At 36.3% G+C, this 21869-nt stretch carries 21 protein-coding genes; 8 read left to right on the top strand and 13 right to left on the bottom strand.

The window, feature by feature from the left end; genetic code table 11:
* Positions 1–101 precede the first annotated feature (101 nt).
* Positions 102–2297, top strand: coding sequence for an outer membrane beta-barrel protein (locus LC814_RS07860; RefSeq protein WP_226063389.1), 2196 nt, complete (start codon positions 102–104; stop codon positions 2295–2297).
* Positions 2298–2300: 3 nt separating this feature from the next.
* On the opposite strand, the gene LC814_RS07855 is transcribed toward LC814_RS07860, so the two are convergent.
* From LC814_RS07855 to LC814_RS07830, 6 genes are all read right to left on the bottom strand, one after another.
* The gene (locus tag LC814_RS07855; protein ID WP_226063388.1) at positions 2301–2978 is read right to left on the bottom strand and encodes an RluA family pseudouridine synthase; all 678 of its coding nucleotides are present in this window, start codon (positions 2976–2978) and stop codon (positions 2301–2303) included.
* A 66-nt stretch (positions 2979–3044) separates the two neighbouring features.
* Positions 3045–3557 carry an NUDIX hydrolase gene (locus LC814_RS07850; RefSeq protein ID WP_226063387.1) on the bottom strand — a complete coding sequence of 171 codons (513 nt, stop codon included), beginning with the start codon at positions 3555–3557 and terminating at the stop codon, positions 3045–3047.
* Positions 3557–4465 (bottom strand): site-specific tyrosine recombinase XerD, encoded by a 909-nt coding sequence (gene xerD, locus LC814_RS07845; protein ID WP_375373390.1) that lies wholly within the window; start codon positions 4463–4465, stop codon positions 3557–3559. The genes LC814_RS07850 and xerD overlap by 1 nt, the downstream gene beginning before the upstream one ends.
* Positions 4462–4899, bottom strand: coding sequence for a deoxycytidylate deaminase (locus tag LC814_RS07840; protein ID WP_226065783.1), 438 nt, complete (start codon positions 4897–4899; stop codon positions 4462–4464). The genes xerD and LC814_RS07840 overlap by 4 nt, the downstream gene beginning before the upstream one ends.
* A 35-nt stretch (positions 4900–4934) precedes the next feature.
* Positions 4935–5702, bottom strand: coding sequence for an enoyl-CoA hydratase-related protein (locus tag LC814_RS07835; RefSeq protein WP_226063386.1), 768 nt, complete (start codon positions 5700–5702; stop codon positions 4935–4937).
* A 103-nt stretch (positions 5703–5805) separates the two neighbouring features.
* Positions 5806–7239, bottom strand: coding sequence for a catalase (locus LC814_RS07830; protein WP_226063385.1), 1434 nt, complete (start codon positions 7237–7239; stop codon positions 5806–5808).
* 90 nt (positions 7240–7329) lie between these two features.
* On the opposite strand from LC814_RS07830, the gene LC814_RS07825 reads away from it, so the two are divergent.
* The 6 genes from LC814_RS07825 (at position 7330) to LC814_RS07805 (ending at position 11977) form a co-directional block, all read left to right on the top strand.
* Positions 7330–8283 carry a hydrogen peroxide-inducible genes activator gene (locus tag LC814_RS07825; protein WP_226063384.1) on the top strand — a complete coding sequence of 318 codons (954 nt, stop codon included), beginning with the start codon at positions 7330–7332 and terminating at the stop codon, positions 8281–8283.
* A 188-nt stretch (positions 8284–8471) separates the two neighbouring features.
* A complete protein-coding gene (gene metK, locus LC814_RS07820) occupies positions 8472–9752 on the top strand; it encodes a methionine adenosyltransferase (protein ID WP_226063383.1) in 1281 nt (426 codons plus the stop codon).
* A gap of 73 nt (positions 9753–9825) precedes the next feature.
* Complete coding sequence (locus LC814_RS07815) at positions 9826–10314, top strand: hypothetical protein (RefSeq protein ID WP_226063382.1); 489 nt, start codon at positions 9826–9828, stop codon at positions 10312–10314.
* 177 nt (positions 10315–10491) lie between these two features.
* Positions 10492–11082: an RNA polymerase sigma factor gene (locus tag LC814_RS07810; protein ID WP_226063381.1), complete on the top strand. Its 591-nt coding sequence runs from the start codon at positions 10492–10494 to the stop codon at positions 11080–11082.
* A 39-nt stretch (positions 11083–11121) separates the two neighbouring features.
* A complete protein-coding gene (locus LC814_RS12505) occupies positions 11122–11256 on the top strand; it encodes a hypothetical protein (RefSeq protein WP_262903702.1) in 135 nt (44 codons plus the stop codon).
* 25 nt (positions 11257–11281) lie between these two features.
* Complete coding sequence (locus tag LC814_RS07805; RefSeq protein WP_226063380.1) at positions 11282–11977, top strand: YjjG family noncanonical pyrimidine nucleotidase; 696 nt, start codon at positions 11282–11284, stop codon at positions 11975–11977.
* Between the two features lie 33 nt (positions 11978–12010).
* On the opposite strand, the gene trpS is transcribed toward LC814_RS07805, so the two are convergent.
* The 7 genes from trpS to LC814_RS07770 all read right to left on the bottom strand — a co-directional run bounded on the left by trpS (position 12011) and on the right by LC814_RS07770 (position 18966).
* Positions 12011–12979: a tryptophan--tRNA ligase gene (trpS, locus tag LC814_RS07800; protein ID WP_226063379.1), complete on the bottom strand. Its 969-nt coding sequence runs from the start codon at positions 12977–12979 to the stop codon at positions 12011–12013.
* 67 nt (positions 12980–13046) lie between these two features.
* Complete coding sequence (locus tag LC814_RS07795; protein WP_226063378.1) at positions 13047–13685, bottom strand: lipoprotein signal peptidase; 639 nt, start codon at positions 13683–13685, stop codon at positions 13047–13049.
* Complete coding sequence (locus tag LC814_RS07790; RefSeq protein WP_226063377.1) at positions 13685–13885, bottom strand: DUF2683 family protein; 201 nt, start codon at positions 13883–13885, stop codon at positions 13685–13687. Before LC814_RS07790 ends, LC814_RS07795 begins: the two co-directional genes overlap by 1 nt.
* Positions 13886–13891: 6 nt before the next feature.
* On the bottom strand, positions 13892–14134 hold the full coding sequence (locus LC814_RS07785) for a DUF6576 domain-containing protein (protein WP_226063376.1): 243 nt from the start codon (positions 14132–14134) through the stop codon (positions 13892–13894).
* An 82-nt stretch (positions 14135–14216) separates the two neighbouring features.
* Positions 14217–14597 carry a TraR/DksA family transcriptional regulator gene (locus tag LC814_RS07780; protein ID WP_226063375.1) on the bottom strand — a complete coding sequence of 127 codons (381 nt, stop codon included), beginning with the start codon at positions 14595–14597 and terminating at the stop codon, positions 14217–14219.
* A 64-nt stretch (positions 14598–14661) separates the two neighbouring features.
* Positions 14662–18288, bottom strand: coding sequence for an isoleucine--tRNA ligase (ileS, locus tag LC814_RS07775; protein WP_226063374.1), 3627 nt, complete (start codon positions 18286–18288; stop codon positions 14662–14664).
* Between the two features lie 189 nt (positions 18289–18477).
* Positions 18478–18966: a DUF2062 domain-containing protein gene (locus LC814_RS07770; RefSeq protein ID WP_226063373.1), complete on the bottom strand. Its 489-nt coding sequence runs from the start codon at positions 18964–18966 to the stop codon at positions 18478–18480.
* A 126-nt stretch (positions 18967–19092) separates the two neighbouring features.
* Between LC814_RS07770 and topA the strand changes: the two genes are divergently transcribed.
* Positions 19093–21651 carry a type I DNA topoisomerase gene (gene topA, locus LC814_RS07765; RefSeq protein ID WP_226063372.1) on the top strand — a complete coding sequence of 853 codons (2559 nt, stop codon included), beginning with the start codon at positions 19093–19095 and terminating at the stop codon, positions 21649–21651.
* Positions 21652–21869: the final 218 nt, after the last annotated feature.

The raw sequence follows: 21869 nt of genomic DNA, 5'->3' as shown, positions 1-21869 counted from the left end.
AACCGCTCAAGAAATTGGGCGGTTTTTTATTTTCCATTTTTAAAGAATTATTTTTGTAACATTTCGGATTTAAAGGTGTCTAATGCTTTAGATATTTATTTATGATCAAAAAATTAACTGCTGCATCTGTAGCATTATTATTTTCTCAACTTTATTTCTCCCAGGAAAAATCCAACACTGAACCCAAGGAAAAAGAAATTGAAGGAGTTGTTATTACCAAAACTAAAAAAGCCGTTGAGCAGAAAGCGGACCGTACGATATTCGATTTTTCAGAGCAGGAATATCTGAATACGGGTTCTGCAATGGAAGGAATAAAAAAACTTCCGGGTTTAATTGCAACTGATGTTGCCGGAATGATGTATCAGGGAAAACTTCTTGATGTTTATTTAAACGGCCGTCCACTCAATATTTCAACCAATGATTTGACTTCTTTTCTGGAGGGAATGCCTGCAAACTCCATTGAGAAAATTGAAGTAATTACCCAACCTGGTGCAGAATTTCCTGCTTCTTCAGGCGGAGCAATTATGAATATTATTACCATTAAAAATACAAATAAATATTTAACCGCAACGTATTCTGGAAATTATGCTTTTACCAATGAAGATAAATTCAGAAGTCGAACCAATAATTCATTAAGTTTAAATGCCAGAAATAAATATTTCGGCTGGCAATTGAGAGTTGGTCAAAGCTATCGGGAAAGCGAAATGAACAGCAATCAGGATAATCTGGTATTTTCAAATACAGATCGAATTGCGCGCGGAACTTTTGCAAAAGCAGGAGTAACTTTTGATTTTAAAAATGATAAATTATTATTTAATTATGATATTTATAGTAATAACAACGACAACGTCACTTTAAGTAATGGTTCATTTAGATTGCCAAATGATATTGTGAATAATTTCACAGCACTCGATGCCGCGAAAACGAATTCTTTACGACAAGAAGCAGTAGTAACTTATCAAAAAAGATTTGATGACAAAAATAAAAAATTAGATTTTCAGGCTGGTTATACGCGATCTGATAATGATTTTTACCAGGATAATCTTTACAATCAATCGACGGTTGACGGTTTACAAAATCAAGGACGATTACTGGATAACAATTCGGTGATGCAGGTTTCTAATTTTAAAGTCGATTTTTCGCAGCCGATTAAAATTTTGGATGAAGGAAAAGTAAGTTTCGGCGGGTTATACGAAAATCAGATTTTCGATACCGAAAGTAAAGGAATTACAAATCTGGATTATCAAAGAAATACTGCTTCCACTTATCTGGAATTTCAAGCGAAGTTAAAAAAGTTCGATTTTGTCTTAGGAACAAGAGCTGAAAATTACGATATTTCTGGTACGACAAGGTTAACTGATTCCGCTGGAATTTTACAGGAGCAAACATTAATTCCATTTAATAAATTTAAGCTGTTTCCTAATGCAAGCGTTCAATATAATCTGATGAATCAGGTTTATTTGGCCTTGAACTACAATAAGAAAATCACCTTGCCAAGTATCTCTGCGCTGAATCCAAACAACAATACATTCACTGGTCCCAATTCTAGCATCACTGGAAACCCGTATCTGCAGCCGACTATTTTTGATAATTTTGAAATTAAACTTTCGGCATTCGATTATGCTTTTATCGGCTATAATGTTTCCTCCATTGATAACCAAGTGGCGCAATTGCTCTCCAGAGAAGGAGACGTGATTAAAAATGAGCAAGTGAATATCCCCAATATGAGGATTCACAATTTTAATATTGGAATGCCGATTCCGTTTATGATTTTTACGACGCCTTTAAGTGAAATTATGAAGGTCAATTTCAATCCTGATAAAATCAATTTTATTTATGTTTACGCAGGTTATGTGAAGCACGAAATTAAGGAAATTGATCCGAAAGGAATGTTTATATTGAACCTGATGGCGCAAATCATGTTGCCATCTCAGATTAAAATGACGGCAAATTATAATGTACTGTCGAAGAAAGCGGGCTTCTATTATTTTGAATCAGAAAGACCCTTCAATGAAAGATTTGACCTTACTTTTTCTAAGAAATTCTTAAATGAAAAATTAACGGTTTCCGTTTATGGAAATGATTTGTTTAATACCCAGGTTACGCAACTTCACTCTAAACCATTAGTTGGTAACAGCGTTTTTCTTTACAGTAAAACAGATACCAGAAACTTTGGGTTTTCTGTAAATTATAAAATTCCGACCAAGAATAAACTGGCTAAAGAAGATGCGAATATTTTGCAACAAACCAATCAAACTGATAGTAACGGAGGTGTTGTTCCGCCAACGCAGCCGTAAAAATTAATCTTCACACGCTTTCCAAACCGCATCATTCTGAGGAACTGGTGCGGTTATTTTTATATTTTCTTTCGTAACTGGATGAATAAATTCTAACTGTCTCGCATGAAGGTGAATGCCACCATCAGGATTTGAACGAGGTGAACCATATTTTAAATCTCCTTTAATTGGAACTCCAATTTTCGATAATTGTGCGCGGATCTGATGATGGCGGCCTGTTTCTAAATCAACTTCCAGTAACTGAAAATTATCTAAAACCTTGATAATTTCGTAATTAAGAATTGCTTCCTTCGCACCTTCTGTGGCTTTTGGGAAAACAGTTGATTTATTATTCTTTTCATTTTTCTGAAGGTAATGAACCAACCGCTGACTTTGTGGAATTTCAGTTTTCGGAACAACTGCCCAATAAGTTTTTTTAATTTCCCGATTTTTCACCATCTGCGTTAAACGGGAAAGCGCTTTCGAAGTTTTCGCGTAGATAACAAGTCCAGACGTTGGTCGGTCGATTCGGTGAACCAAACCCAAGAATACATTTCCAGGTTTGTTATCTCTTTTTTTAATGAAATTTTTGATCAGATCCAGCAAAGATAAATCGCCAGTTTTATCGCCCTGAACTAGTTGTCCGGCTTTTTTATTGATAACTAAAAGATGATTATCTTCGAAAACGATTTGTTCTTGCATAAAATGAAAATTAGGATTTTCAAATTTACGCTAAAAGAAGGAGTAAGGAAAGATTCCGTTTTTCCCTTAAGTTGTTATATAGCTTTTAAGGAAAACTTTCTGGGAATCGAACGCGATTTCATCCAAAATTAGGTCTGACGTTCTGATCCATATTGCTTCAGAAATCTCCGACTGCTCCAGTTCGACCTCAAATTTTTCCTGTACGACGTATTCGTAGAAAAGATCTAAGGTATGATAAGGGATGCTTTTATACTCGTAAACATTAGGCAAACTACCGAGATATTTTAGTTCCGCGATATCAAATTTAATTTGCATTTCCTCGAAAAGTTCGCGTACACAAGTCTCTTCCGCACTTTCTTTTGGATCTACAAAACCACCAGCCAAATCAAGTTTTCCCTTTTTAGGCTCTTGATTGCGACGAGTGAAAAGAATTTCATCTTTATGACAGATAATTACGGCTACTGCACCTGCAACATTGTGAAAAAGGACATAGTCACAATGAGAACAGCTCCATTTTTTTTCGCCATCCCAAAGTAAAGATTTGTTTCCGCATTTTGGGCAGAAATTAAGATCTTGCATTAGGTAATATTTCGCGGATGATAATTGAGAATAACATCGCGCAATTCCTCATTTTTAAGATGGGTATAAATTTCAGTTGTAGTAATACTGGAATGTCCGAGCATTTCCTGAATGTATCGTAAATCTGCACCATTTTGCAAGAGATGTGTTGCGAACGAATGTCGGAAAGTGTGTGGTGAAATCTTTTTACTGATCCCAGCTTTTTCGGTCAATTCTTTAATAATGATAAAAACAATAACTCTGGACATGGATGAACCTCTGCTATTTAAGAAAAGAATATCCTCACATTTTTTATTGATTTTATATTTCGACCGAACGTTGTTGATGTACTCTTTAATTAATTCAGCAGTATAAGCGGCCAGTGGGACAAAACGGGTTTTATTCCCTTTGCCTTCAACTTTCAGGTAATATTCTTTGAAATTAATATTGGATATTTTCAAATCAATCAATTCCGAAACCCGCAAGCCACATCCGTAAAGGACTTCGATCATGCATTGGTTTCTTTTCCCCAATTCAGTGTTGGTATCGATTGCTTTAATTATTCTTTCAACATCTACAAAACTCAGAGTGTCGGGTAAATAAAGTCCTAATTTTGGTCCTTCAACCAGAGTTGCAGGATTGTCCGCACGTACTTCATCATCGGTTAGATATTTAAAGAATGATTTAATGGAAGAAACCCATCGTGCCTGCGTTCTTTCACTAAATTTTTTCTTGGAAAACTGGTAAAGGTATTCCTGAATATTTTCATAACTGATGTCTAGCGGTCCTACGCCTTCCAGGTCGAACTCGGCATAATTTTGCAATTTTTTAATATCTCGTAGATAAGCATCTACCGTATTATCGGAAAAATTTCGTTCAAATTTTAAAAATGTTTCGAAATCTTGTATTTTGTCTGTCCAGGTTATCATTTTGTGTTTGTTTTTAGCTTTAAAGTCTCATGTGAAACCCGTAAAAGTTCAATACCATGATTTTTTAAAAATTCTATTCCATCTTCATCAGAATATTCGTCGATATAGACAACTTTGCTAATTCCGGCCTGTAAAATCAGTTTACTGCACTCTTTACAAGGCGACAAAGTAAGATATAAGGTGGCATCTTTTGCTGATTGTGTTGATCGTGCGAGTTTTAGGATTGCATTAGCTTCAGCATGCAATACAAACCATTGGGTTTTTCCGGTTTCATCTTCGCAACAGTTTTCAAAACCTGAGGGCGTTCCATTATAACCATCAGAGATGATCATTCTGTCTTTTACGATTAGGGCGCCAACTTGTTTTCTTTTACAGTGGGATAGATGGGACCAGACCATTGCCATTTCTAAGTAGGCAACATCAAATTTAGTAATGTTCAAATATTTTAATTTACAAAAATCACTTTTTTCTAGAAAGAAGGTTTTCTTTTCTCCAGGAAAGCTGCTACACCTTCTTTTTTATCGTCCATTTCAAACAACTCGCCAAATGATTTAATTTCAATTTCAAAACCTTGTTCGCTGTCTGATTTATTCACCGCCTCTATCGCTTTCGCAATACCCATCGGGGAGTTCTGTGCGATTTGAGTGGCTAATTCTTTTGCTTTGGGCAACAGTTCTTCTAACGTAAAAACATCATTTACAAGACCGATTTCTTTAGCACGCTGTGCGGGAATCATTTTCGCCGAAAATATCATTTCGTTTGCGAGGCCCTTTCCTACAAGTTTTGGCAATCTTTGCGTGCCGCCGTATCCTGGAATAAGTCCTAATGTTACTTCCGGCAGGCCAAGTCTTGCATTCTCGGAGGCGTACCGAATGTGGCAGGCCATTGCAAGTTCTAATCCTCCACCCAGTGCAAATCCATTGACAGCTGCAATTACGGGCTTGCTGAGGTTTTCAATTTTGTTAAATAAAATATTTTGTCCGTTTCTTGCCAGATCTTCTGCAGCAGTTGTTCCAAAATCTGAAAATTCTTTGATGTCTGCACCTGCAACGAAAGATTTTTCTCCACTTCCCGTGATGATTACCGCTCTGTATTGCGTATCATTTTCAATTTCACTCAAAGCTTTACTTAATTCGGTAATCGTTAAAGCGTTCAAAGCATTTAAACTTTGAGGTCGATTAATTGTAATTATCGCAGTTTTTTGATCCGATTCTATATTGATATTCTGATAAGACATTTTTTGTTGTATAGTGTTTTCGCAAATTAAACAATATTTTCCAATAAAGTATATTCTATTAATGTGTTATTCATATAAGAATGATGATATTTTTCTATTATATCTATGATCCTGCATGATTCATCATGTTTGCATCAATGTTAATTTTAAGGCCCATCGCTACTTTCATCCCTAACTCGATGTTGGAACGGAAAAAGTGACAAATTTGTCGGTTGATAATTTCTTCCCGCTGAGAACCAGTAATTTCGTTCATAGATTCTATGATATTTCTTATAAGCTCAACGCGGTCATAATCTTGAAGTGCTTTTGAATAAAAAAGCCCTGGCTGTGTAAAATGATCATCTTCATTCTCGCTGTAGGCACTTTCAGTATAATTGTCTTCTAATTCGATGGGATTTTTAGAAACTATTTTTTCCTCAAAATAACTTGATTCACCTTTTTTTATGTTTTTATCAATTGAAAATGGGCACCGATTTACTTCAAGCAAATTTGCATGACGGCCGACTCGATATCTTTGTGCATCGGGATAAGTAAATACTCTTGTTTGCAAAATAGGATCTGGTGAAAGCGCCAAACCATCAACAATATTTGTGGGCGAAAATACCGCCTGCTCCACATGCGATTGATAATCTGTAGGTATTTCGTTCAATTCAAATTCGCCAATTTCATGAAGAGGGAATTCGTCCTGAAACCAGACTTTGGTTACATCGAAGGGATTCCAACGAAACTCTTTTGCTTGATCTTCCGTCATCACTTGAATATAAATGGTCCATTTCGGAAAGTCACCTGTTTGTAAAGCATTTATTAAATCTTCCTGCGCGAAATCGGGATTTAAATTTTTAAGTTGTGAAGCTTGATTCGGTGGGAAGTTTTTTATCCCCTGTTTTGTCCTGATATGATATTTCACCCAAACTCGTTCATGGTCAGCATTAATCATTGCGTACGTATGCGAACCGTATCCATGCATATGACGGTAACCTCGTGGCGTTCCACGACCAGATAAATGAATAAGTAACTGATGGAGACTTTCCGGGTTTGCACTATAAAAATCCCACATTGCCGTAGGATTTTTCAAATTTGTTTTAGGAGAACGTTGTTGTGTTTTTATCAGGTCCGAAAACTTTGCTGGACTTTTTACAAAAAATACGGGACTGCTGCTTCCCACGAGATCCCAATTGCCATCTTCGGTATAGAATTTTATTGCAAAGCCACGGGTGTCTCTGTTTGTATCGGCGCTTCCTTTCTCACTTTGCGACGCTGAAAATCGCGTAAAAACCTTACAGGTATTTCCAATTGAGGAGAATAATTTAGCTTTTGTAAATTTCGAGATATCGTTGGTCACCGTAAATGTGCCGTAAGCACCGGTTCCTTTCGTGTAAATTAAACGTTCTGGAATGCGCTCACGTACAATTTGTGAAAGATCTTCTTGAAGGGAAAAAGTATTTTGATTCATCGATTTCCCCTGAATATTTAATGATACATCGTCTTTCTCGTAGTAAGGGTTCTGGGTGAAATCACCCATTTTCTTGATACTCATAATTCGGATTATTATAACCTTCAAATTTATTTAAAATTAATGGGATTACGGCAAAATCTCAGTATATTTGGCATAGATAAAATTAATGAAATGAACATTCAGCAATTGGAATATCTTATCGCGGTAGATAAATATAAGCACTTTGGAAACGCAGCGCAGGCCTGCTTTATTACTCAACCGACTTTAAGCGCAATGATACAGAAGTTTGAAGATGAGATGGACGTGAAAATATTCGACCGCACAACTCATCCAATCCGGACAACAGATGTTGGCGCGCAACTTATCATTGAAGCTAAAAAAGTAGTAGACTCCATCAATGAATTAAAAAGTAAAGCAAACGCACTTAACAATGTTTTGGCCGGAAAGTTAAATTTAGGAATTATCCCAACTGTTTCTGGGTCTATTTTGCCTGCAGAAATTTTCGAATTCTTAAAAAATCATCCGAAAATTCAATTGAACGTAAAAGAGATGACCACCGAAAACATCATTAAAGCTTTAAAAGCCGGTGAGTTAGACGCAGGAATAATTTCAACACCGTTCGCAGCGGCCAATGAATTTTACCATGACTTTTTGTTTAATGAAGAATTGATGCTGTATTCTGCGGACGACAGTGATGATCAGAAAGAAGATAGTTTTGTGATCCCCGATAAAATTGATGTGCAGAAAGTTTGGCTTTTAGAAGAAGGGAACTGCCTGCGGACACAGTTTGAAAATATATGTGAACTGCGCGAAAATACGATTACGCCGAAAAATTTAGAATTTGTTGCATCGAATATCAACACGTTGGTTCAGCTTGTTGACAAATTGGGTGGCATCAGTATTTTGCCCGAACTGGCGGTAGATCAACTTTCTGATCAACAACGCGATAAAGTAAAACGATTTAGAAAACCTTTTCCGTATCGTGAAATTTCGATGATTTATTACAAACCTACCTACAAGCAGAAAATTTTAGACGAGATGATTCTTTTCATCGCCGATTCTCTAAAATCAAAGCTTAACTTTAATAAAAATCCAGAGGAATTTGTGGTCATTAAACCTCAATAATTTTTTACATCCAAATAAATTTTGCGATTCCGTAAATAGTAATTAAATTTGCACCTATAATTTCGGGAGGAAAAATTTGTACTGATTGCAACCTCATTAAAAAATGCTAAAACCGATTTTCTCTTTTAGTTTCTTTTGCAATCAACTCCTTTCTTTTCCGGTACTTTTAATTTAAAAACAAAAGAAATATGTCTTATTTATTTACCTCTGAATCCGTTTCCGAAGGACATCCGGATAAAGTGGCTGATCAGATTTCCGACGCATTAATCGATAATTTTTTAGCAAATGACCCCAATTCAAAAGTTGCCTGTGAAACAATGGTAACAACTGGACAAGTGGTTTTGGCGGGAGAAGTAAAATCTACAGCATACCTGGATGTACAGGATATCGCCCGAAAAGTAATCAACAAAATTGGCTATACGAAAGGAGAATACATGTTTAATGGTGATTCTTGCGGTGTAATTTCTGCCATTCACGAACAGTCTCCAGATATCAATCAGGGTGTTGACCGGATTTCTGAAAATGATGATTTTGAAAGTCGTGCTAATTCGCAAGGTGCAGGTGATCAGGGAATGATGTTTGGTTACGCGACCAATGAAACTGAAAACTATATGCCGCTAGCACTTGATTTAGCGCATACCATTTTAAAAGAATTATCTACACTTCGTAAAGAAAGCGACGCAATCAAATATCTTCGTCCCGATGCTAAATCGCAGGTTACGATTGAATATTCTGATGATCACAAACCAGTAAGAATTGATTCAATTGTCGTTTCAACGCAGCATGATGATTTTGGGAGTGAAGAAGCCATGTTGGCTAAAATTCGAAAAGATATTATAGAAATTCTCATCCCGAAAGTGAAAGCCCAACAAACTCGCGCTATTCAGGATCTTTTTAATGATCAGATTAAGTACCACATTAATCCTACAGGTAAATTTGTAATAGGCGGTCCGCACGGTGATACCGGTTTAACTGGCCGGAAAATAATTGTTGATACTTATGGCGGAAAAGGTGCACACGGTGGTGGAGCGTTTTCTGGAAAAGATCCTTCTAAAGTAGATAGAAGTGCGGCTTATGCAGTTCGTCATATCGCCAAAAATCTTGTAGCTGCGGGCGTTGCAGATGAAATTCTAGTACAGGTTTCTTATGCCATTGGTGTCGCTGAACCTTGTGGATTATATGTGAACACTTATGGCACCGCTAAAGTCGATTTACACGATGGGGAGATTTCCGAAAAGATTCAGAAACTCTTCGATTTAAGACCGTACGCCATCGAACAAAATCTTAAACTTAGAAATCCTATTTATCAGGAAACTGCGTCTTACGGACATATGGGTCGTGAACATTATATCGCTGATAAAACTTTTAAAAAGGCAAATGGCGAAGAATTGGTGATTAAAGACCTGGAATTCTTTACCTGGGAAAAACTGGATAAAGTAGAAGAAATTAAGAAAGAATTTAATTTATAACTAAATATAAATGCTTTAACAAAAAAATGTTAAAGCATTTTTTTAACTTTATCCCCAATCTAAAATCATAGTAATGCAGAAACGATTTTTTATCACGGCACTATTGCTGATTGTTTTTTCTGGAAGTTTTAATGCGCAGCTTACGGTACACAAAATGGTTCATGCGGGCTATGTTTATCAAAATCAAAGCTTTGCTGAAGTGGGCGGGCGCTTATTGTTTTTAGAAAATGATGATATGATATTCCGACTTGGTGCTGCAGGAATGTTCGGAAGTACAAACGGAAAATTTGTCGCTTTACCGAAAGTACAGGGTGATATTTTGCTCAATTTTCAGCGGAATGTAGATCTTTATCACGCTTATTATTTTTTAGCTGGCGCCGAAGCTACTACTAAATATATCTCGCCGAAGATCGGAGTAACTTTATTCGGCTTGGTCGATTTAACTGGTGGCTACGCGTTTTCGATAGATAAAGAAGGTATTAATGGAAAGAAATTGGAAGGTTTAAATATTAATTTTACGGTAAATGTACCCATTGTCTTGATTCATGATTTATTAAAATAACAGATTTTAAAAATTTTAACATTTTTTTTAACATAGTATTAACTTTTTGCTTAATTTAGCCTTTACATAACAACGAAATTGTATGATTATAAAACTCTACTGATTTTTTAAATAACGAAAAAAGCAGCCCAAAAATTTTAGGTGTGCATTCGTTTGGTGAATTTTTAGACACGAGTTATGAATACAAATACAGACAGCTGGCTGATTTCCGCGTACAAAGATGGAAACGAAAAAGCCCTCGCAATCTTGATCGAACGGCATCAAAAAGATATATTTTCTTATATTTTCTATAAAGTAATGGACGACACATTAGCAAATGATGTTTTCCAGGATACCTTTATGAAGATTATTATCACCTTAAAAGAAGGGCGATATAACGAAGAAGGCAAGTTTGTTCTCTGGGCGAAAAGAATTGCGCACAATCTCATCATTGATCATTACCGATTAAAAGCGAAACACAACAAAGTTTCTGAAACATCATATGATAATGAAGAATATTCTATTTTCGATCTGATCAGCATTAATGAAGAAAATATAGAAGAACAACTGATTTCCCGCCAGATTCAAGAAGATCTAATGAAGATGCTGGAATTTCTGCCACCAAACCAACAGGAAGTTGTAAAACTGCGTTTTTTCGATGCGCTTTCATTTAAAGAAATCGCTGAACAAACCGATACGAGCATTAATACAACATTGGGGCGTGTACGTTATGCTTTAATTAATCTCCGAAAAATTATGGAAGAACATCAAATTAGTTTAACCAGATAATAATATGTAATAAACTTCGTTTTTAGTGAAACTTTGCCTATGAAAAAAGATTACACTCTAAACGGAAGCCTGTTGAAACCAAAAAAAATAACCGTTGATTTTTTGCTGATGTATTCCAAGAGTATTCAGGCTCTAAAATCAGGTTCTAAAATTCACATTGTTTCTAAAAACTAACCTAATTTAACTAAATTTGTGCTGTATGAAAATTCAGCACATTTTTTTTGATCTCGACAATACACTGTGGGATCATCGGGGCAATGCGTTTCTCACCCTCAAAGAAATATTTAAAAGAGAAGAAGTTCGGGACAAATACAATATCAATTTTGACGATTTCCATCGTGAATATTTTACCATTAATGAACGATTGTGGGAGCAAATCAGGGATGGTGAAATCGACAAAGAATATCTTCGGAAACATCGCTTTTATGATTCTTTTCTTTTTTTCGGCATTGATGATTTTGAGCTTTCTCAAACCTTTGAAAATAATTTTTTAGATGAAATTCTGAATTATAACGATCTCGTGGAAGGCGCTTTCGACATTTTGGAATATCTTCACGATAAAGGCTATACGCTGCATATTTTATCTAATGGTTTCCAGGAAGTGACCGCCAGAAAATGCGAACTTTCCGGAATCCAGAATTATTTTAAAACCATTACGAGCGCCGATGAAATTAATATTCGCAAACCAAAACCAGAGATTTATGATTATGCTTTGAAAAAAGCAAATGCGAAAGTAGAAGAATCCATCATGATTGGTGATGACTGGATTGCTGATGTTGAAGGTGCCAAATCTTTTGGAATGCAAGTTGTCTATTTCGATGTTTTCGATGATAAATATGAAGCGAACGAGGTGAAAGTAATACGTAAACTGCAGGAAATAAAAAATATTCTATAAAAAAACCTTTCCAACTTGGAAAGGTTTTTAGTTTTAAACGCCTAAACTGTTTCGAACTTTTTTCAGCGTTTCGGCTGCAATTTGTTTCGTTTTTACCGCACCTTGTTGCAGTTTTTCTTCTAATTCCGGCAGGTTGTTCATGTAATAGGTGAACAATTCTCTTTCTTTTGAAAATCTAGTCAAAATTAAATTCAGCAATTCTGTTTTCGCGTGGCCATAACCGAAATTTCCGGCTAAATATTTTTGTCTTAAAATTTCTGTTTGTTCTGGAGTTCCAATTAACTCGAATAAAGCGAAAACTTTATCAGTTTCTGGATCTTTCGGTTCTTCTAGTGATTTTGAATCGGTTTCTATTCCCATCACCTGTTTCTTCAGTTCCTTTTCTGGCAAGAAAATATTAATAATATTCCCTCTTGATTTCGACATTTTCTGACCATCTGTTCCGGGTACATATTTGGTGTCTTCCTGAAGTTCAGCTTTTGGCAGTACGAAAACTTCACCCATTTGATGATTAAATCGTGCGCCCATATCGCGAGCCATTTCTAAATGCTGCAACTGATCTTTCCCAACAGGGACAATTTCCGCATTGTACAGTAAAATATCAGCACCCATTAAAACGGGATACGTAAAAAGACCTGCATTTACGTCTTCTAAACGGTCGGCTTTATCTTTAAAGGAATGGGCTAGCGTCAATCTCTGATAAGGAAAAAAGCAGGATAAATACCAGGAAAGTTCGCAAACTTCGGCAATATCGCTTTGGCGGTAAAAAAACGTTTTTTCAGTATCCAAGCCGCATGCAAGCCAAGCTGCGGCAATTTCGTAGGTGTTTTTCTTCAACTCTGCGGCATCTTTAATTTGCGTTAAAGAATGCAGATTGGCAATAAATAAAAAAGATTCGTTTTCTTTCTTTTTAGAAAGTTCAATGGCGGGAATAATTGCGCCGAGTAAATTTCCTAAATGTGGAGTTCCTGTTGCCTGTATTCCGGTTAGTATTCTGGACATTAAATGAGTTTAACTTAAAATTTTTACAAAAATAATAATAAAAGACTTCGAAAGAACTGGTAATTCGTTAGAAATCTAAGCCGTTCGGTAGAGCTTTTTTTCTGAAAATCAGTAATAATGCAGCGCCGACAGTAATTGCAGAATCTGCAATGTTGAAAATATATTTAAAAAATTCAATGTGTTTTCCCCCAATTATTGGGAAGCTTTCCGGAACATACCAATCAACCAAAGGAAAGTGGAGCATATCGACCACGCAACCTTTCATGAAGGTAGAATAGCCTTGTCCGAACGGTACGACTTTCGAAATTCCACCGTATTCAATCCATCTGCTGATGCTTTCATCATAAACAGTTCCGCTGTCGAACAGCATTCCGTAAAACATTCCGTCGATCAAATTTCCGATTGCGCCGGCAAATATCATAGACATTGGAATGAGCAGATAGTTGCTAGCACCTTCTTTCAGCCACTTGCTGAAAAGATAAACCATGCCACCAATTAAAAATACACGAATAATTACAAGAATGTATTTTCCGATCAAACCACCGAAATGAAAACCATAGGCCATGCCGGGATTTTCCACAAAAGTCAATTTAAAACCGGGCAATACGCTTACGCTTTCGCCCAAATTGAAATGGGTTTTTATATAAAATTTCGAGACTTGATCAATGAGTAATATTATAAAAGTTATTAAAGCGATCTTCTTCATTACAGGTCTTTCTTAGGATAATTTCTAGATGTGTTTGTGGGCTTAGCTTTTTTTGGAGCAGCAGTCTTTGTCTCGGTAACAGAGGGAGTTTTCAAATTTCTGGTGTGAAATTTTTCAAATTTAATACCCATTTCTTTCATCACACTTTTCAGCGCATTAAGTTCCATTTGATTTTTTGGATGTACGATAAGGGATTCCATTTTAATTTATTTTTTTGAGAGTTCGTCGAGGCGTTTTTTATCTTCTACGGTCAAATCTTTCAAGCCGTTTTTACCTATTTTACTCAGTATAGCATCAATTTCGTCCTGTCTTTTTTTCTTCTCAGCATTGTACCGGTCATCAATTGTAAGATACTTGTCTTTATTCGGGACAAACTTTTCTTTGATATTTTTTCGAAAAAAATAGATAAAAATAACTGCTACTGCCAGTAAAATGAAAACCGTGTTCATGATTTTAAAATAAAAATGTACAAAGTATTCTGCATAGAAATATACATTGTACTTTGTACATCATTCATATTAAATGATAAATTTACCGTTGCATATTTTTAGCTTCGATGCTGAGGGTTGCGTGAGGAACCGCTAGTAGTCTGTCTTTCGGGATCAACTTTCCGGTTACGCGGCAAATGCCATACGTTTTATTTTCAATACGTACGAGTGCGTTTTTCAAATCCCGAACAAATTTTTCCTGCCTTCCTGCCAAGATCGCATTTTGTTCTTTACTTAATGTTTCAGCACCTTCTTCGAAAGCTTTGAATGTGGGCGAAGTGTCATCGGTTCCATTATTTTGGTCGTTGATGAAACTTTCCCGGATAAGCATCAAGTCTCTCTCTGCTTTATCAATTTTACCTTGAATAAGTATTTTGAACTGCTGTAAATCAGCGTCATTATATCTTTGTCTGTCCTCAGTCATAGCGCGTGTGTTTTTTTAATTGGTTAATGTGACTGTCTACATGAAGCCGTCACTTTTCAAATTATTATATTTTTTGAACCTCAACTTTGAAAGCGAGGTCATCGATTTCAATTTCATCAAAATTTGAGAGTGAATTTACAATTTCTATTCTATCTGACAATACTTCCGAAGAAATATATGACTTATTATTAATAATTTCTTTTGTAAAAGGACATTCTTCATCTAAACGAATTGATATTCTGTCAGTTAAGTCGAAATCTTTTTCTTTTCTTAAATTCTGAATTCTATTGATGAATTCTCGTGCAACGCCTTCTGCTTTTAGTTCGTCGGTGAGTGTCAAATCCAACGCTACCGTTAACTTACCTTCACTGGTAACCGTCCAACCTGGAATATCTTTCGTGAAAATCTCAACATCATCTAATGAAATTTCATAGCCTTGAATTTCCATTTTTCCTTCTTTTTCTAAAGTTGAAATCTGTTCAGCCGTAAAATTCGTGATTTCTCCGGCCACCGTTTTCATATCTTTTCCAAGTCGTGCGCCCAACGTTTTAAAGTTTGGCTTGATCTGTTTGATAATTAAATCCGCCGCTTCATCAGCATTAATGAGTTGCAGTTCTTTTACATTCACTTCCTGTTTTACCAAATCCGAAACTGCTAAGATTTGTGCTTCAGTTTTCTTGTCCAAAACAGGAATCATCACTTTCTGAAGTGGCTGTCTTACTTTGATGTTTTCTTTCTTTCTCAATGAAAATACCATCGACGTAATTTGCTGAGCCAAATGCGTTTTTTCCACCAAATCCTGATCGATCAATTTTTCCTGAGCTTTCGGGAAATCTGTGAGGTGAATTGATTCTGCCGCATTTTTACCGGTAATTTTATTTAAATCCTGATACAATTGATCCATAAAAAACGGCGCAATTGGCGCTGCAATTTTCGCTACCGTTTCTAAGCAGGTATATAAAGTTTGGTAAGCAGAAATTTTGTCTTCAGAATAATCGCCTTTCCAGAATCTTCTACGGCAAAGTCTTACGTACCAGTTGCTTAAGTTGTCATTAACAAAATTATTAATAGCTCTGGCAACTTTCGTTGGTTCGTAATCTTCGTAGAAAGAAGTAACGTCTTTTACCAATAAATTCAGTTCAGATAAAATCCATCGGTCAATTTCCGGACGGTTTTCAACGTCTTTTTCAGCGTACGTAAATCCGTCAACATTTGCATATAAAGCAAAGAAAGAATACGTGTTATAAAGGGTTCCAAAGAATTTACGACGAACCTCATCAATTCCTTCTAAGTCAAATTTTAAATTTTCCCATGGATTCGCATTTGAAATCATATACCAACGCGTTGCATCGGGACCGTATTTTTCTAAAGTCGTAAATGGATCAACGGCGTTTCCTAAACGTTTCGACATTTTCTGGCCGTTTTTGTCCAGAACCAAACCATTCGACATTACATTTTTGTACGCTACAGAATCGAAAACTGCTGTTGCGATTGCGTGTAAAGTATAAAACCAACCTCTTGTTTGATCAACTCCTTCAGCGATGAAATCTGCCGGGAAAGCTTTATTCGAATCAATCATTTCCTTATTTTCAAAAGGATAATGCAATTGTGCGTAAGGCATTGAGCCTGAATCAAACCAAACATCTATCAAATCAGATTCGCGTTTCATTGGTTTTCCTGAGGCTGAAACCAAGATGATTTCATCAACAATATTTTTATGCAAATCAATGTTCGCATAATTTTCTTTCGACATATTTCCAATCTCGAACGCCGCAAAAGGATTTTCAGTCATAAATCCAGTATCCATCGATTTCTGGATTTCAGTCATTAATTCTTCTACCGATCCGATAATTATTTCTTCTTGTGGTCCTGAGCCTGTCGAAGGATCTGTACGCCAGATCGGCAAAGGAATTCCCCAATATCTTGAACGAGAAAGATTCCAGTCATTTACATTAACCAACCAGTTGGCAAAACGCCCTTCACCGGTTGATTTTGGTTTCCAGTTGATGGTTTCGTTCAAGGCAACCAAACGATCTTTTACCGCAGTCATTTTAACAAACCAAGAATCCAATGGATAATATAAAACAGGTTTGTCAGTTCTCCAACAATGCGGATAACTGTGAACGTATTTTTCTACTTTAAAGGCTTTGTTTTCAGTCTTTAAAAGAATTGCCAATTCTACATCCCAAGATTTTTCAGGCGCATTTCCGTTATCGTAATATTCATTTTTAATGAATTTCTCTGCAAATAATTGCGGAGTATTTCCACCTTTTAGAAAACGGCCTTGCAAGTCAACCAAAGGAACGAGATTATCGTTCTCATCTTTGATCAACATTGGCGGAATGTCATTTTCTTTGGCAACGCGCGAGTCGTCTGCACCAAAAGTTGGCGCAATATGTACGATTCCTGTTCCATCTTCAGTAGTTACAAAATCTCCTATAATTACGCGGAATGCTTTGTCTGCATTTTCTGCAGGTGAATGCCATGGAATCAATTGTTCATACTCAATTGCATTGTTCTTTTTAGAAAATCGTGGTGAACCTTCCAGTCCTAAATCTTCATTAACAAATTCCGAAAATTTTATTAATTCGTCTCTCTTTTGTAGTGTATTTTCATTTTCTCCTGCTAAATCTGCACCGGTAAATTCTTCTAAAATTTGATAAGGAATTGTTTTATTTTCTGAACTGTAATTGTTAAAATCTTCGTCTGTTCCTTCAAAGTATTTTTTACCGAAATTCTTCTCTAAAAGTACTTTAGCTAAAATAACGTGAATCGGTTCAAAAGTATATTGGTTAAAGGTTTTCACCAAAACATATTCAATATCACGTCCAACTGCTAAAGCGGTGTTTGAAGGTAAAGTCCATGGAGTTGTTGTCCAGGCAAGGAAATAAACATTTGCTTTTGGTTTCGCAGCATCAAACTCTTCCCAATGTAGTGCGCCACCACAAGATGCTCCAGCGATTTCGGAAGTGTCTATGTTTGATTCCGGATAAGCGATCGCCGATAATTTTTTCCAGGTTTCGCTCGCGTTTTCAGGGGCGCGTTTCAATTTAAATTGCGCAACTACAGTCGTATCCGAAACATCACGATATGTTCCTGGCTGATTCAATTCGTGAGAAGATAAACCAGTTCCTGCTGCTGGAGAATAGGGTTGGATTGTATAACCTTTGTACATTAAATCTTTATCGTAAAGTTGCTTCAAAAGCCACCACACGGTTTCCATATATTTCGGTTCGTACGTGATATATGGATCTTCTAAATCAACCCAATATCCAATTTTTTCCGTCAGATCATTCCAAACATCAGTGTAGCGCATTACTGCGTTTCGACAAGCTTGGTTGTAATCTTCTACGGAAATTGTTTTTCCGATATCTTCTTTGGTAATTCCTAATTCTTTCTCAACGCCCAATTCAATTGGCAGACCATGCGTATCCCAACCTGCTTTTCGGAAAACCTGTTTTCCGTTTTGGGTTTGGTAGCGACAGAAAATATCTTTCAGCGCTCTTGCCATCACGTGGTGAATTCCGGGCATTCCGTTCGCAGAAGGTGGACCTTCATAAAAAACATATTCTGGTTGACCTTCGCGAATATCGACGGATTTTTTAAAAGTCTGATTTTTTTCCCAAAACTGGGTAATGTTCTCGGCAACGGCTGTTAAATCGAGATTTTTATATTCGGTAAACTTCTTCATTTTCAGTCTGTTCAAGGAGTTTTGTGCTCATTTATTAAGTTTGCGAATATAAGGATTTTCGCTGAAATTTCCGATAGTGTTGAGGACTAAATATGTATGAAATGAAATTTCTGATAAAGTGTCGCAGAAAAAGCTTCACCATTAAATATAATTGGCAAACTGACTTAATAATATAAGTGTCAAGATCCTTTAAATATTTTTTTCTTGCGGTTTAAATTTTTGAAGAAAAAAGTAAGAGAGCAAACCAGCTACTACTGAACCGCTAATGGCTAAAATAAAACTGCCAATAATATATTGTGTGAGATTATTTTTTATAAAATCTAAATCAAATGTTTGATCTTGCAAAGGCACACTATTTCCCACAAACGGTGCACCTACAAGCATAGACACAAATATAATTAAGGGAATAAGCGGCGGAAAAGTAATTTGTGAAGACATGAAAGTCAGCATTTTATTCATTTTAAAATAAACCGACAGCGAAATGGCAAGAAACGAATGAAAACCCCAAAAGGGCGAAAGTCCGATGAATATTCCAAGGGCAACAGATTTTGCTTTTATTTCGTTGCTGCCATCACTTTCCATTACGTTTTCTTTTAGAAATCGCTTAAGCCCTTTTCGCCGGAAATAGCGGTAAAATATTTTTTGACTTTGGATGGTATTTTGGATGAATTTTTTCAAATGAATCACGAACTTCTAACAAATATAAGCGTTTTCAACTGTTTGAATAACGATTTATAAATCCTCAATTTCAATTGAAAAAATTGCCATTAAAAAAAAACTTCTACTTTTGCAAAAATTTCGAGGATGTCAAAAAATTTAGTGATTGTAGAATCACCGGCGAAAGCTAAAACGATTCAGAAGTATTTGGGAAAGGATTTCGACGTGAAATCAAGTTTCGGCCACATCCGAGATTTGCCGAAAAAAGGCATGGGAATTAACCTCGAAACCTTTACGCCTGATTACGAAGTTTCTGCCGATAAAAAGAAGCTGGTCGCCGAATTAAAAGCTGCCGTTAAAAAAGCTGACATCGTTTGGTTAGCCTCCGATGAAGACCGGGAAGGTGAAGCCATTGCCTGGCATTTGGCGCAGGAATTAAAACTGAAAGAAGAAAACACCCGACGAATTGTTTTCCACGAGATCACTAAAAATGCCATTCTTAAAGCGATCGAGAATCCCCGAACTATCGATCAGAATTTAGTAAATGCACAGCAAGCAAGAAGAATATTAGACCGAATTGTTGGTTTCGAGATGTCACCAGTACTTTGGAAAAAAGTAAAAACGGGACTTTCCGCCGGCCGTGTTCAGTCCGTCGCAGTTCGTTTAGTGGTAGAAAGAGAACTTGAAATACGCGCTTTTACGCCAAAATCAACCTTCAAATTTGAAGGTATCTTTCTTAACGGAGAAAAACAGGAAATTTCGGCAAAACTTAAAAAAGATTTTGCTCTAGAAGCAGATGCCGAAGCATTTTTAAAGCAATGTCAGGGCACTGATTTTAAAGTATTAAATGTAGAAACTAAACCCGGAACCCGTACCGCCTCAGCACCTTTTACAACCTCAACTTTACAGCAAGAGGCCAGTAATAGACTGGGTTACGGCGTAACAGCAACGATGCGGGTGGCGCAACGACTATATGAAGAAGGTCACATTACGTACATGAGAACCGATTCTGTAAATCTTTCTCAGGAAGCAATCAATGGTGCGAAAACACAAATTCTTTCAGAATACGGGGAAAAATATTCTAATCCAAGAAATTATACCACCAAATCATCATCAGCGCAGGAAGCTCACGAAGCCATTCGCCCCACAGATTTTTCAGTAAAAAGCATTGGAGATGTACAATTAAACAAACTTTATCAACTCATTTATAAAAGAACTTTGGCGTCGCAAATGACGAATGCTAAAATAGAAAAAACCGTTATTGAAATTGGTAATAAAAAACTGCCGCATCATTTTGAAGCACAAGGTGAAGTTATCATTTTTGATGGTTTCCTTAAAGCATACGGTATTGTAAAAACGGAAGATGATGATGAAGAAAATAATGAAAAATTGTTACCAAAAGTTTCAGTAGGTGAAGCTCTTGATTACAGAAAAATAGAAGCTACAGAGAAATTCACACGTCCTTCTGCAAGATATACGGAAGCAGGTTTGGTGAAAAAATTAGAAGAACTTGGTATTGGGCGTCCTTCTACCTATGCGCCGACCATTCAAACAATTCAAAATCGTGAATATGTTGACAAAAGGGAAATTCTTCCACAGGAGAGGGAAATCATGAAAATGACTTTAGGAAAAACCGATCTTAAAAAAGAAGTATTGACCGAAAAGTTTGGGGGAGATAAAAATAAGTTCGTTCCGACCGATATTGGCGAAGTTGTCAATGAATTTTTAACGCAGAATTTTGCAGAAATCCTGGATTATGGATTTACCGCAAAAGTGGAAGAGGATTTTGATCATATTGCCAATGGGGAAGAAAAGTGGAAAGAAGTTTTACAGGGATTCTACAAAGATTTCCATCCGAAGATTGCTGATGTTGAAGAAAACGCTGATCGTGCGAATGGAGAAAGGATTTTAGGCGTTGATCCAAAATCTGGAAAAAATGTGTTGACAAGAATCGGAAGATTTGGACCAATGGTTCAAATAGGAGAGCAAGATGACGAAGAGAAGCCAATTTTCGCAAGTTTGATGGCTTCCCAGAATATCGCGACGATTACTTTAGAAGAAGCCCTGGAACTGTTTAAAATTCCATTTGATTTAAATAATTTTGAAGACCAAACCGTTACCATCGGAGTCGGCCGATTTGGTCCTTATGTGAAATGGGGCGAATCGTTTATCAGTATTCCACGTGGTGAAGATCCACTCTCCATTTCGCAGGAAAGAGCCGAAGAAATTATCAAGGAAAAGAAAATCGCCGATGCGCCAATTGCAACTTTTAAAGGAGAACCTGTAACAAAAGGAACCGGCAGATTTGGACCTTTCATCAAATATCAATCTCTCTTTATCAATGTTCCAAAACGTTATGATTTTGAAAATCTTTCTCAAAGTGATATTAATGAACTCATAGAAGCAAAATTAGAAAAAGAGGCGAACCGTTACATTCAACAGTGGGAAGATGAAAAAATTTCCTTGGAAAATGGGCGTTGGGGTCCGTTCATTAAATTTGGAAAAACCATGTTCAAAATTCCAAAAACAAAAAAAGATGAAAAGTATACGGCCGAAGAACTTGCCGATGTTTCGCTGGATGAAGTAAAGAAATGGATCACAGCTCAAGATAAAAATGCCTTTAAAGTAAAAGCGAAAAAAGCTCCAGCAAAAAAGGTTGCTGCGAAAAAACCCGCTGCAAAAAAAGCACCTGCTAAAAAGAAATAGATTATTACTACCAGGCAAAAATTAAATCTTCTGATCCGAAAGTGTCAGAAGATTTTTCATTTAATTGAGTTTCTCGGCGTTTCTAAATGTTTATATCATAGTTTATTAAGGGCGAAATCTTGTATAAAATGGAATTTTTAGATAAAATTCTACTACAATTTAATTAAACAAAAATTTATTTTCACATATTTTAACACATTTTTTTTTCATAAACGGAC

The sequence above is a fragment of the Kaistella polysaccharea genome (assembly GCF_020410745.1).
In the GTDB taxonomy this organism is placed as follows: Bacteria; Bacteroidota; Bacteroidia; order Flavobacteriales; family Weeksellaceae; genus Kaistella; species Kaistella polysaccharea.
The sequence above is the reverse complement of the archived record's forward strand: the minus strand, read 5'-3'. Positions and strand labels throughout refer to the sequence as shown.